The sequence below is a fragment of the Bacillus sp. EB V-12 genome, assembly GCF_056158125.1.
The window spans coordinates 141325-153534 of sequence record NZ_JBUXJL010000008.1; the positions used below are offsets into that span (position 1 = coordinate 141325).

Annotated in this window: 12 protein-coding genes; 7 read left to right on the top strand and 5 right to left on the bottom strand. The window is 33.9% G+C overall.

What is annotated here, in order from left to right:
- The first annotated feature begins 95 nt into the window (after positions 1 to 95).
- From ACZDYH_RS22470 to ACZDYH_RS22480, 3 genes are read left to right on the top strand one after another with little or no spacing between them, the layout of a single operon-like run.
- Positions 96 to 560, top strand: a complete 465-nt coding sequence (locus tag ACZDYH_RS22470) for a low molecular weight protein-tyrosine-phosphatase (protein WP_000250916.1) — start codon at positions 96 to 98, stop codon at positions 558 to 560.
- A gap of 53 nt (positions 561 to 613) precedes the next feature.
- Positions 614 to 1129 carry a DUF4075 domain-containing protein gene (locus ACZDYH_RS22475; protein WP_088362195.1) on the top strand — a complete coding sequence of 172 codons (516 nt, stop codon included), beginning with the start codon at positions 614 to 616 and terminating at the stop codon, positions 1127 to 1129.
- Positions 1130 to 1135: 6 nt separating this feature from the next.
- Entirely contained in the window at positions 1136 to 2002 is an 867-nt protein-coding gene (locus ACZDYH_RS22480) for a YihY/virulence factor BrkB family protein (RefSeq protein ID WP_001226536.1), read from the top strand.
- A gap of 187 nt (positions 2003 to 2189) precedes the next feature.
- On the opposite strand, the gene ACZDYH_RS22485 is transcribed toward ACZDYH_RS22480, so the two are convergent.
- On the bottom strand, positions 2190 to 4115 hold the full coding sequence (locus ACZDYH_RS22485; RefSeq protein ID WP_006927450.1) for a heavy metal translocating P-type ATPase: 1926 nt from the start codon (positions 4113 to 4115) through the stop codon (positions 2190 to 2192).
- A 271-nt stretch (positions 4116 to 4386) separates the two neighbouring features.
- On the opposite strand from ACZDYH_RS22485, the gene ACZDYH_RS22490 reads away from it, so the two are divergent.
- From ACZDYH_RS22490 to lepB, 3 genes are all read left to right on the top strand, one after another.
- Complete coding sequence (locus ACZDYH_RS22490) at positions 4387 to 5337, top strand: DMT family transporter (RefSeq protein WP_000845697.1); 951 nt, start codon at positions 4387 to 4389, stop codon at positions 5335 to 5337.
- Positions 5338 to 5457: 120 nt separating this feature from the next.
- Positions 5458 to 6138, top strand: coding sequence for a lysoplasmalogenase (locus ACZDYH_RS22495; RefSeq protein ID WP_001051080.1), 681 nt, complete (start codon positions 5458 to 5460; stop codon positions 6136 to 6138).
- Between the two features lie 177 nt (positions 6139 to 6315).
- Positions 6316 to 6852 carry a signal peptidase I gene (gene lepB, locus ACZDYH_RS22500; protein ID WP_041183968.1) on the top strand — a complete coding sequence of 179 codons (537 nt, stop codon included), beginning with the start codon at positions 6316 to 6318 and terminating at the stop codon, positions 6850 to 6852.
- A 36-nt stretch (positions 6853 to 6888) separates the two neighbouring features.
- Here lepB and ACZDYH_RS22505 read toward each other — a convergent pair whose 3' ends face one another.
- Positions 6889 to 9651, bottom strand: a complete 2763-nt coding sequence (locus ACZDYH_RS22505) for a tetratricopeptide repeat protein (RefSeq protein ID WP_048535054.1) — start codon at positions 9649 to 9651, stop codon at positions 6889 to 6891.
- 486 nt (positions 9652 to 10137) lie between these two features.
- Here ACZDYH_RS22505 and ACZDYH_RS22510 point away from each other — a divergent pair, with 486 nt between their 5' ends.
- Positions 10138 to 10731 (top strand): DedA family protein, encoded by a 594-nt coding sequence (locus ACZDYH_RS22510; protein WP_000434878.1) that lies wholly within the window; start codon positions 10138 to 10140, stop codon positions 10729 to 10731.
- An 11-nt stretch (positions 10732 to 10742) separates the two neighbouring features.
- Here ACZDYH_RS22510 and ACZDYH_RS22515 read toward each other — a convergent pair whose 3' ends face one another.
- The 3 genes from ACZDYH_RS22515 to ACZDYH_RS22525 all read right to left on the bottom strand — a co-directional run bounded on the left by ACZDYH_RS22515 (position 10743) and on the right by ACZDYH_RS22525 (position 12100).
- A complete protein-coding gene (locus tag ACZDYH_RS22515) occupies positions 10743 to 11171 on the bottom strand; it encodes an EamA family transporter (protein ID WP_000100295.1) in 429 nt (142 codons plus the stop codon).
- A gap of 209 nt (positions 11172 to 11380) precedes the next feature.
- Positions 11381 to 11527, bottom strand: a complete 147-nt coding sequence (locus ACZDYH_RS22520) for a BH0509 family protein (RefSeq protein ID WP_000817786.1) — start codon at positions 11525 to 11527, stop codon at positions 11381 to 11383.
- Between the two features lie 156 nt (positions 11528 to 11683).
- Complete coding sequence (locus ACZDYH_RS22525) at positions 11684 to 12100, bottom strand: pyridoxamine 5'-phosphate oxidase family protein (protein ID WP_088362196.1); 417 nt, start codon at positions 12098 to 12100, stop codon at positions 11684 to 11686.
- Between the last annotated feature and the right edge of the window lie 110 nt (positions 12101 to 12210).

Here is a 12210-nt window from a genome sequence, read left to right on the forward strand (position 1 = left end):
TTAAATTAGTAGGGATTTCCTTTATATTTAATAATTGGTTGTTTATACTATAAGTATATATTAAGAAATGCACCAAGAAGGGAAGAAACAAAAATATGGTTCAAGTATTGTTTGTTTGTCTTGGGAACATTTGCCGTTCTCCGATGGCAGAAGCGATTTTTCGAAATCTTGTCGTAAAAGAGGGACTTGAAGAGAAAATTGTCATTGATTCTGCAGGAACTGGAGATTGGCATGTTGGCCATCCGCCACATAAAGGAACACAAAAAATTTTAAAAGAAAATGCAGTCACTTTTGAAGGAATTAAAGCAAGGCAAGTAGAAAAAGAAGACTTAACAAAGTTTGATTATATTATTGCCATGGACAACAAGAATATAGCAGATTTAAAAAGTTTAGGTAAAACTGGAGGCTATATTGGTAGGCTGTCCGATTTTGTTCCAGACGGTGGCTGGACAGACGTTCCCGACCCTTACTATACAGGGAATTTCCAAGAAGTATATGACCTTGTAACAGAAGGGTGTGCAAAGCTATTAGCTTTCATTCGAAATGAACAAGGAATATGAGGAAGCTTAGAAAGAAATACTTTCTAACATAAGAAATGAAAGGGTGAAGGAATATGGCAAAGAAAAATAATATTGCTCGAAACATTGCGATTGGTGTAGCTGCAGGTGTAGCTATATCTATGTTGAAGAAAGAAAATCGTGAAAAAGTAAAAAATACTGCAGAAAAAGCAAAAACAAAGATGATTGAAATTGGCGAAAATGCAAAGATCAAAGAAAAAGTGCAAACTGTTACAGATAAAGGACGCGAACTTGCTGATTTCAATGTGGTAAAAGCGAAAGTAGCAGAAATTAAAAAATTAACGCCATCTGTTGTAGAGACGTTAAAAGAAACGAAAGAAATTTTTAGTAAGAAAAAAGTTGAGCCAGAAGAAAAGCCAGAAACGATTGAAATTCAAGCTGTATCTCCAAAGGTAGATGAGTTGAAAGTAGAAGAAGAGCCAATAGTTGCTGAAGATGGTGGTATGAAAGAAGCGCGTGAATTATTTATGAAAGACTCAAATGCAGTGGAAAAAAAAACTGAAGCGTACATTGAGTTAAAGCAAGATAAAGAAGAGAAGAAAAGCGTTTAAACATATATGAGAAAAATTTTAGAAAAGGTGAGAAGAAATCGTACTTATTCGTTTGGTAAAGATTTATATGACCGGACGATGCGCGATGATGTAGCGGGCTTGGCAGCACAGCTCGCTTATTTCTTCTTGCTTGCAATTTTTCCTGGGCTCGTTTTCTTAATTACGCTTCTTGGATTTATTCCCATTCAAACAGAGGATGTGCTTAGTTTATTAGAGGTTTATGTACCAGATGATGCAATGAACTTAATTGAGGTAAATGTAGATAAAGTTGTAAACCAGCAAAATGGTGGTTTATTATCATTTGGTTTATTATCCATGTTATGGTTTGCCTCAAATGGTGTTAATGCGGTTATGAATGCTTTTAACCGCGCTTATGACGTGAAGGAAACACGTTCTTTTATTACAACAAGAGCGTTATCAATTGTGTTTACATTAGCTATTATTTTTATGATTGTCTTTGCGTTAATTGTTCCGGTATTCGGACAAGTTATTGGAGCAGCAGTGTTTAAAGCACTCGGTTTATCAGATAGCTTTTCTTTCGTATGGAGCATTACACGATTAGTAGCGAGTTTCTTCGTGCTATTTGCTTTGTTTAGTTTCTTATATACATTTGCACCAGATCGAAAGTTAAAAAGAAGAGAAGTTATTTCAGGGGCGTTATTTGCTACTGTAGGATGGATTGTGGTATCGTACTCATTTGCTTATTATGTAGATAAGTTTGCGAATTACGCCAATACATATGGTGGTCTCGGTGGTATCATTATTTTAATGTTATGGTTTTACTTAACTGGATGGGTAATTTTACTTGGCGGTGAAATTAATGGTTTACTCCACCATTATAGAACCGGTGACAATAATTCCCGTAATGAATAATGAGCTCTTGTTCCATAATAAAAAGGAACAGGGGGGATATTTCATGAGTAATAATAAAAAGAACCATAATAATAAAAGTAATAATAAACAAAAGAGCAGTTCGCATCCAAAGCATAAAACGAGTAGCAGTGCGAACGGTCATAATAGCTATCATTAAAAAAAACGGGTCCTCTATGAGGGACCCGTTTTATTTGCTTCCTTTTAATAATCGTAAGCCATTCAAAATGACAAGAATCGTACTTCCTTCATGGCCAATAACACCGAATGGAAGAGCTAAAAATTGCAAGAAGTTTGAACAAATTAGCATGGCAATAACGGCTAGCGAAAAGATTACGTTTTGCTTCACAATACGATTCATTCGTTTTGATAGACGGATTGCTTGAGAAAGACGAGATAGTTCGTTCTTCATCAGTACAACATCCGCAGTTTCTAAAGCTACATCTGTTCCTTCTCCCATTGCGACACCAATGCTAGCAGTAGCTAGTGCAGGTGCATCATTTATACCGTCTCCGACCATTGCTACTGTACCGTATTTTTCTTTTAACTTTTTAATCGTTTCAACTTTTGTTTCTGGTAAGCATGATGCGTAATATTCCTTTATATTACTTTCAGAGGCAATTGCTTTTGCTGTTTCTTCATTATCTCCAGTAATCATAATTGCTTCGACACCAATGCTTTGTAAATCACGAATAGCAGCTATTGTTTCTTGGCGAAGCGTATCTTTTAAAGCGATAAGTCCAAGAATGCCTCCCTCATCACTAATATAAACGACAGTTTTACCTTCCTTTTCAAGTGAGGCAGAAATACCATTATGAAATGTTTTTGTTTCTTCACCGATAAAATCAGCTTTACCTATTTTATAAGCGTTGTTTTCGAATATTCCTTTTAGCCCAAAACCAGTTACATCTTCAACCTTTTCTGGTTTTTTTAATGTAATGTCGTACGCATGTTGTGCATATTTAACAATAGATTCAGCCAAAGGATGTGTAGAGTGACTTTCAATTGATGCTGTAATAGAAAGTACTTCTTTTTCTGTCATATTTTCTCGAACATATATATCTGTTACGGTAGGTTTTCCTTCTGTTAATGTTCCTGTTTTATCAAAGGCGATTGCTTTTACTGAAGCGAGGCGTTCTAAATGTATGCCACCTTTAAAGAGAATTCCATTTCTTGCTCCGTTAGAAATTGCAGATAACGTTGCTGGTGTAATGGCAGCAACGAGTGCACAAGGAGATGCGACTACAAGTAAGATCATAGCGCGATAAAACGTTTCATTCCAGCTCCAGTCAAGTAAGAAATGAGGAACGAACATCATAAGCGCAACAACGAGTAGTACACCTTTTACGTATGTTCCTTCAAACTTTTCGATGAATAGTTGTGATGGTGATTTTTCACTTTGTGCACTTTGTACGAGACGGATAATCTTTTGGAATAATGTTTGATCGCTCGGCTTCGTAATTTTAACTTCGATAGCACCACGTAAATTTACAGTACCTGCAAATACTTCATCGCCATGTCTTTTCTCATTTGGAATAGGTTCTCCCGTGATTGCTGCTTCATCGATATTTGTTTCACCGTTATGAATCGTACCGTCAGCAGGAACACGTTCACCTGGTTTAATTAAAATAATGTCGTTAATTTGTAACTCTCCAACAGGAATACGTTCCTCTGTTCCGTTGGAAATGCGTAATGCTTCTTCGGGTTGTAAGTCAAGAAGAGCGGAAATTTCTTTTTGGCTCTTACTTAATGTATAAGATTCCATAGCACCGCTGAGCGCAAAGATGAAGATTAAAATAGCCCCTTCTGCCCAGTAGCCAATAATTGCAGCACCGATAGCTGCAAAGAGCATTAGCATTTCAACATTTAGCTCTTTTTCTTCAATCGTATCTTCAATTCCTTCTTTCGCTTTTGCATATCCACCAACTATATAAGCAAGGATATAGCAAGTAATACCTGCATTCATTGCATCGTTCTTTGTGAATAGCCAGCCAGCTAAAATAAAAATACCAGATGCCAATGCAAATACAAGTTCATAATGTTTTTTTAATGTGTCCCATAAAGAGGGATGAGAAATTGTTTCTTTTGCGTGTAACGTTTTTACTTCTGAGTTCATTACTACTCGCTCCTTCCGAATTCTTATTGAGAAAAATAATCAAAATCGAAACCCCTATAAAACGACGAAAGCTGCCATCCATAATGGATAGCAGCATTTCTGTTGAATCTGTTTTTAATAGTTATTATGTTGTAATTATTCTATAGTATATCATATGTTTTTATGAGATGGTACGGTTTTGTTTCAAGTATAAACGGAAAACTTGTGTTTTCGCAATTCCTTTGGTATATATGAATATTGTTCATAAAAAGGTCGGAAAGGAAGACAACAAGTGAAGACAGAGAAATTTTTTACCCATCCGATTGGCGTATTTATTGCTGCAATAGTAGCAACTTTTTTATGGGGAAGCGCATTTCCTTTTATTAAGTTAAGTTATGCTGAACTTGGAATTCAACCACAAGAAGTTGGAGAACAAATATTATTTGCCGGTTATCGTTTCTTGTTATCTGGAGTCATGCTCTTATTATTCTTTAAAGTGTTAGGAAAAGATATGAGCTTCAAAAAAGGAACGGGGAAACAGTTAATACAAATTGGTTTATTCCAAACGTTTCTTCAATATATCTGTTTTTACATTGGAATGAGTTATAGTTCAGGAATTGAAGGAGCTATCATTTCAGGGACATCATCATTCTTTCAAATTTTACTCGCCCATTTTTTATATAAAGATGATGCTCTCAATATAAGAAAAATAATTGGGGTATCGATTGGTTTTTGTGGCGTCGTTTTAGTAAATGTGCCGAGTGATGGTAGCTTATCATTTCATTTTGGAATCGGAAGCTTATTACTTCTTAGTGCAGCAATGCTGTATTCATATGGAAACATATTAGCAAAAGAAGGTAGTAAAACATTAGATGTTGGCTATATGACAGCATACCAAATGATGTTTGGTTCTATAGGATTATTATGTATAGGGGCTTTACAAGTTGGAGTCATGCCATTTACATTTAGTCTACATGCACTACTTATGCTGATTTATTTATCTTTCTTATCTGCAGCTGGTTTTTGCATTTGGAATACAATTATGAAGTACAATAAGGTTGGAAAAGTATCTATGTATATGTTCTTTATACCCGTATTTGGTGTGTTATTATCGAGCATGATTTTAGGTGAAGCAATTCATTCATTTGTGTTACTCGGTTTAGCATGTGTAGCCGCGGGAATTATTGTGGTAAATCGGACGCCAGCTAAGCAAAAAATAGAGAAAGAAAAACAAGTAGCATAGAAAGCAGAAAAGCGATTACAATGGAAGAACAGTACTGTTCTTCTTTTTTTATAGAAAAAGGATAATAGACTAAGTGTAACGAAAAAAGATACAAAAAGCATTTATTGAGGAGAACATATTATGAATCTACTTTACGTGGTGTTAATTGGGCAAATACTTCTTTTTTTAATTGGTGCAATTTATGCAATGCGGCAGACAAAAAGAACGAAAGATAATATGCCGTTACCTTTAGCAATCCGTCTTATTCTTAGTTTTTCTTTAACAGGTAGTGCAATTTGGATATGGTTACAAGATCCATCTGTAGAGTATAGTACGTGGGTTGCACTTGGTATGACTTTATCGACTGTGGGAGATTTGTTTATGGCTGGGCTGATTCCAATTGGTCACAGGTTAATTGGAGGGATGGTTACTTTCGCTCTTGCTCATTGTTTTTATGTAAAAGCATTTTTGCAAACAGGAATTTCGTGGAATGGTTTTTGGATTGGTTTACTCGTATATGGGCTCTTTCTAATTGTAGGATGGTTCTTCTTTATCCGAAATGATAAACAGGATAAATTGTTTACGATAGGAGCTCTAATTTACGGATTGTGGGTTGGAGGAATGGCTTGCTTTGCATTCGCCTTATATTATGAAAATACAGGAATATGGTGGATACCAGCGTTTGGTGGTTTACTGTTTGTGATTTCTGATTTTATTATTGGCGTGACAGATATCGGAGGGCGTAAATTAAAGTATGAGCCACTTTGGATTTGGTTTACATATGTAGCTGCTCAAATGTGTATTGTATATGTGGGATTATAAAAAGATACTCTCAAAATAGTGGATAGACTATTTTGAGAGTATCTTTTTTGCTTGTTTAATTTGATCAGTATTACCATTTTGAAATTTCTAATATTATAATTTTATAATTCAGAATTTTGTAGAAAAATATCGGTTGTATTATTTATAATAAAAGTAAAAAGATGATGAGATGGTGAAATGATGCAAAAGAAAAAATGTTGGCGTGAATTCTTTGGAACTATTGCAATTGCATGTTTATTGGTGTTTTTGGCGAAAATTTTTGTGTTTTTCCCTACGACTGTAAAAGGAGCATCTATGAGGCCAACGTTGCAAGATGGAGATAAGGTGATTGTTAATAAGTTAGCAAAACAATTTGAAAGCTATGGGAGAGAAGATATTATTGTTGTGAAAACAGATAATTTTTATGTCAAAAGAGTGATTGGATTATCTGGAGATATAATTGAGATGAGAAATGATCAATTATATGTAAATTCTGAAGTGAAAGATGAAGAGTATTTGGATAGTAATAAAAAACAAGCAGAAAAAAAACTTATGAATTTAACAGAGGACTTTGGACCAATTACAGTTCCCGAAAATAAGATTTTTGTTATGGGAGATAATCGCTTAATAAGTAAAGATAGTAGAAATGGTTTAGGTTTTATTGATAGAGAAGATGTGTTAGGAAAGTTAGCAGGCATTTATTATCCGTTTGAACATATGAAAATAATAAAGTAAAAAACCAAGCAAATTTTAGTTTGCTTGGTTTTTTTGTTAAACAGTAGGAGATTCGTTTGATACAAAAATATCTTCATGTTTCTTTGTAGTACTTAAAACGAATTTATGTTGTAGCAATTGTAGTTTAAATAACGCCAAAGGATCATGATATGTTTCTGGATTGCTTCTTAGCGTTGCTAATGTTTGCTCGTCTTCCTTTATCTCAAGTTGAGCTGCATCTACATTTTGTTTCAATATGTTAAGTGGATCTTTGAAGAACATCATGATATCACGTTCTAATGCACCTTCAAATACTTCAAATTGAAGGAAGAATTGTTTTGAAATTGTGTGAGCAATTTCTGTATAGTCTTCTGTTTCAATATATTGTTTATATTTGTTGGCGAGCATAGATTGGTTTTTTTGCATATTACCAAATAATTTTCCGGCACTTTTTAAGAAAAACTGTGTCGGTGTAAAGCGTAATAAAATATTGATGTTCGTTACTGTAATTCGATTTGTCATTCGTACAACATCTCGATTCCAATCATCTAATAATTTGAAATCGCAAGGAAGTTTCATACGTTCTTCTTTATATAATTTATTAAACGTTTCACTCATTTCATCTAAATAAGCTTGAGCTTGAATAAATTCATTATGTGCTGTTTCAATCCATTCTTGAATAGACCCAGTAAATTTAGGAAGAAGTACCTGTTGTACATGCTTTTGAACTCGTTCATTCATTGCAGCATTTAATTCTTCATGAACTAATTTGAAATCACTATCTTCTTGAACAAGATCAGAGCAGCTCTGTAATAATTCAGGAATTTGAGAATGTATATCTCGTGTAATTTCTTCTTTCGTTAAAAGATAGGATTCGGTAATAGAACGAATTTTATCTTTTTCAAGAGCAGTAAGGTTATTAATAAATCCAGTAAGTTTCACTGAGATGTGTTTATTCCAGCGTACGGATTTTACTAATGTATTTTCTAATTCCACACGTTCATTTATGAGATAAGCAATTGTCTTTTGCGTAAACCATATTAGCTTTTCTATACGTTCTTTTTCTATATCGCGTTTTGCAAGATTAGAAAGAATAGATTCTGTTACATCTCCAAGTTGCTGGCTACTCTCTTGCGAAGGAGAGTATGGGAAGAATTGTGCATCTGGAAAATGTACTTTAAGTTTACTAATTAGTTTTTCATTAGTAGTCGTATTATTTGTGTGTGATACGAAGTGAATTTGTAAGTTTGGTACTTGTTCACGTAAATAAATTAACGTATCAATTTCTTGACTATGCAATGGTGAAGAAGAATTTAATACGTATACAAGGCTATCTGCTGCTTGTAAGTATTCAAAGTATGCATTGTTTTTATCCAATTGTCCTTGAATGGATGGTGTAATAAGAAATGTAAACTTATTTTTTCTTAAAAACCTACTTGGTAGCTTAATTTCTATACATTTTTTCTCAAGTTCTGACTGAGCAGATGTAGCCGTTATTTGATGGAATTCATCAAGGTTAGGGATATTTCTTATATCTAAATCGGTAAATTCTGTTATTTCAGTTTGACTAGCGTCTTTAAATAGAATAGGAGTTGTTAAAGTTTCAGTTAAGATGTTCTCTCCTAATATTGAATTAACAAATGATGTTTTATCATGGTCACTAGTTCCAGCTATTAGTATTGGTGTGACATTTAAATCACATAGTTCATGGACGAGTAGCGTAAATTGATGACTTAAATCTACATCATTTTTCTCAGCCCATACAGCGATTGTTTCGAATAAATGAGAAACTGTTTCCATATTTACATCTGCTTCAGCTGATGTATTAGAAAGTAAGGATCCAGCACTTTTTACGAGTAATGATTCTAAAGTTGTAGGTGAGACTTCATTCCATGCTAACACTGCTGCAGAGACAACTAGAGAATCTTTTGCTTTCGTTAAACTGAACCAATTTGTTAATAGATTTGGTACAAGTCCGTTTAATTCATGCATAAAATGATTTCCGGTAATTAATGCAAAGTATGTTTCTTGGTAGCGAGTAGAAATTTCATTCCAATCGTCATTATTGTCTGTTTCAATATGCAAGAATAAATGATTAATACTTTGAATCCAAGGAAGGTATAAGGATTCATGTTGATAGCTATTCCAAAGAGCAATAACAAGTTCTTTAAATTGAGCTTGATCAACAGCATATAGAGCTTTTAAAGACTCATAGAAATATTCAGGCTTAATGTTTTTTGTAAATCCTTTGTTTATGTAAGTTATTAACGTATCAAACCAGTGTAAAGATTGTGTTCGGATACCTTCTTGAACAGCTAGTTCGATAGCGTTGTTCCAATCTTCTTGTTTTTCATAGAAAGAACGTGCAATTGCAGTAATATTTGGGTAATCCGGTTGGAATGCAACAGCTTCACTAATCGTCTTAAAAGCGAGTCCTAAACGATCTTGTTCGATATAAAGAGAAAGAAGTTGTAAGGAAACCTCCATCGTAAGAGTCGTATCTTCCGTTTGAATAGATTGATAAATTTCTTCTGCCTTTGGTAAGAATCCTAGTTCAAAATAAGCATCTGCAATATTTTTTGTCGCCCAAAGTGCAAGAGCATTATTTACTTTTTCCCATTTAAATATAGCTGCTTCAAAATCTTTATTTTGATAATAAAATTCACCTTGAGCAAATCGAATATTAGAAATGTTGGAGAATTCATTTTTAGATTCATTTATATATGCTTCACCGAGTATTTCCGATGCAGGAGTAGAAGTTTCTTCTGTTAAAAATGTTTTATAGTAAACTTTTTGAATAAATTGATTTTCAATGGTCATGTTCGTTCCCCCCTGTATAATTTAGAAAAATGATGTTGTATGTAAAAGGGTGTATGTTCTTTTAATAGGTAGAAGTTGCATTATATAGACCAAACTATGTTTTTGCTAGATATATCATTTTTCTTGAGAGTTAAACCGTTGCGAAAAGTAACTTTCCTTTATTGTAACAAAAAAACACGCATATGAATTTTTATTTTTTATCGGGTTATTTGCGGGCAATAAGAATCTAATCTCAAAATTGGTGAATGTAAGTGAGTTATGTGGAGTCGGGATGTCTGTAAAAGCAAGATTGGCATAGGTTAATAATTAGTAGAGGATGAACAAAACTCCCACTGAGTAAAGTTTTCCTTTATCTCTGTTAAAGGAAAGAATAGAAGTAGAGTTCATTATAAAAACAATGTATAGTGAATATGTATACCATGTTTGCCTTAAAGATAGAAAGGGTACAATGTGGAATAACGACCGTGCATAGGATGTGTCTTCCGAATGGAACAACATATTGGCGAGTTAATCGCGCATTATGGCTATTTTGGAATTGTTATAGCTTTGGCTGGTGGGATTGTCGGATTACCGATACCAGACGAGTTTTTATTGACCTTTGTTGGTTATAATGTTTCAAAAGGAGTTATGTCAGGAACTGCTGCTTTTTTAAGTGGGATGGCTGGTGCGATGTTAGGGATCACGTTAAGCTACATATTAGGTTTAAAACTTGGGCTCCCTGTTTTAAAGAAATATGGGCCGAAAATTAGAATTAAAGAACATCACATTGAAAAAACACATATTTTATTTGAAAAATATGGGCCATTTCTTTTAATGATTGGTTATTTTATACCGGGCGTACGTCATTTAACAGCATATTTTGCTGGGGTATCAAATTTGACACTTTGGCGTTTTTGTTTGTACGCTTACGGTGGTGCGCTCATTTGGATAAGTGTTTTTATTGGGCTTGGCTGGAAATTAGGCGAGAAGTGGCGCTTCGTTGAGTATAGTTTACATCATTATGGAATATGGATTTTATTAATTTCAGCAGTTGTTACATGTGTTGTATGGTTGTACATAAAGAAAAAGAAAAACCGCTAATAGCGGTTTTTTTAGCTGAAAGCAATAAATAATACACCAGCTGTAATAAAGACTACACCAACGCCGGTCATAAAGTTTAACTTTTCACCGAGGATAATCATAGCGAGAATGATAGAAAATACGACGCTTAATTTATCGACAGGAGCTACTTGTGAAACCTTTCCTGTTTTGAGGGCAAGAAAATAAAATAGCCATGAAGAAGCACCTGCAATCCCACTTAATGTGATAAATAGCAGTGCTTTTTTATTTAGCAGTACGTCGCCGATATTTTGAAATTTACCTTGTATGATAATAACGCCTATCATAAATAATGCCATAATAATAGATCGAATTGTTGTTGCAACGTTTGCATCGATGCCGTCTAAACCAAACTTTCCAAAAATCGATACAAGGGCAGCAGCAATTGCTGATAATAGTGCAAATAAGAGCCACGAACTCATAGTAAAATTCCTCCAATCTTACAGTATTATACATGAAAATGATTCTCATGTATAAAGTTGAAGCAATTGAGCTTTATAGGAAGCACGACTTCAACTTAACTTCTTGCTCCACCTGAATTTTAAGGTGGGAGTTTTACTGCCTGTAAATAGTGGGCTAAATAACGAAATAATCCCCACCTTATATTTTTAATAAGGTGGGGATTATTATACTACTCTGCAATTTCCTCATATAAAAAGTACGTTACATTATAAATATGTTCTACTTCATCGTCTGTCATAAACAATAATTCGTCACGCTCAATCCCTTTTTTCTTTTCAATAAACTCAATCATATTTTTGCGTTCTTCTCTCTTCATCAATTTTATTTCTCCTCCCAATCTGTTTTAATACAGTTTATTTAAGTTACTGCTATTATACAACAGAATCTTTGGAAAGTTCCACCTATTTTATTATTTTTTTTAAAAGAACTTTTCGACAAAACAAGCCCACCTAAGGGGGGGGCTTGTTTTATTTTATAGTCGTAAAAACTCAGGCTCCGTCGTACCCGCACCATCAATGTAATAAATTGTGTCGGGATTGATTTTGATCAATACGTAATTAGGGTCTTCAGGACCGAGTAACCAACGTTTTAAGCTATTATTCCAAAACTTGTTTTTTAATGTTGAGTCTTCCTCGATTGAAGCTAACCCTTCAACTTCAATATAATCTTCATCTAATTTTTTTCCTTCTCGTCCGAGTAGTACATGGACATTAGGATTTTGTTCAATATCTGTTATCTTTTTTGATTGTCGATCTGTTGCAACATATAGTACAAAATCTTCATGGAAAAACATCATAAAGGCGCTATGAGGTTTCTCATTTCGTACTGTAGATAATACACCAATACGTTGACCTTGAATAATAGTTGCGATTTTTTCTTTTAAGTGCATAATTTTAACCCCTTTTCACAATTTATAATTCTGTCTGTTTAAACAAGATAATTTAAATATCTTTCATACTGTTTTCTTCAATCCGATTTTTTAAACGTAATTGTGATGAA